The 844-nt window shown below is 75.2% G+C and carries 1 protein-coding gene; it reads right to left on the minus strand.

What is annotated here, in order from left to right:
- Positions 1–674 (minus strand): 1-phosphofructokinase family hexose kinase (locus B2J89_RS21215; RefSeq protein ID WP_169170818.1); only part of this gene is annotated, 674 nt, incomplete at its 3' end.
- Between the last annotated feature and the right edge of the window lie 170 nt (positions 675–844).

Genomic DNA, 844 nt, shown 5'->3' on the forward strand with positions numbered 1-844 from the left:
GCCGACAGCGCCACCACCTCGGCGCGCCCGTCCTGCACCAGCGCCCGCGCGGCCGCATGCCATTGGGCTGGCTCGGCCAGCGCCGCGCCGGTGAGTTCGCGCAGCTCGCGCAGGCTGGGCTTGACCAGGCTCACCCCCGCTTGCAGCGCCTCGGCCAGCGCCGGGCCCGAGCTGTCCAGCGCCAGGCGGCTGCCGCGCGCACGCGCCAGGCGTGCCAGGCGCGCGTAAAAGTCCTGCGGCACGCCGGGTGGCAGGCTGCCGCTGGCCACCCACCAGCGCGGCGTTGGCGCCAGCGCCGCCAGGCGCTCCAGGCAGGCCTGCCATTCGCCGGCCTGCAGTGCGGGGCCGGGCAGCACGAAGCGGTATTCCAGGGCGCTGCTGCGGTCGAGCACCGACAGGTTCTCGCGCGTGTCGCCGGCAATGGACAGGCACAGCGTGTCCACGCCCTCCGCCGCCAGCAGGCCCTGCAGCTGTGCGCCCGCCACGCCGCCCGCCAGCATCCAGGCCTGCACGCCGGACCCCAGGCGGTGCAGCATGCGCGCCACATTGACGCCGCCGCCGCCGGGGTAGCGCTGCACCGCGCCGCAGCGCAGCTTGTGCGTGGGCACGACCTGCGCGGTGTCGGTGGACAGGTCGAGCGCCGGGTTGGGCGTGAGCGTCAGAAAAGTGGGCATGGGCGGGCTCCGGTGAAGGGGCGTCTGGGCGCACCGCGTGGAACGGACAGCATACTGGGTAAAAATGCAGGTATGTCTTCGCCCCCCGACGCTGCCGCCGCGCCTGTCCGCCCCGCCGCCCCGGCCCTGACGGCGCCGCAGAAGGCGCTGCTCAAGCTCGGCCTGGCGCG

The organism is Acidovorax sp. SRB_24, assembly GCF_012931925.1.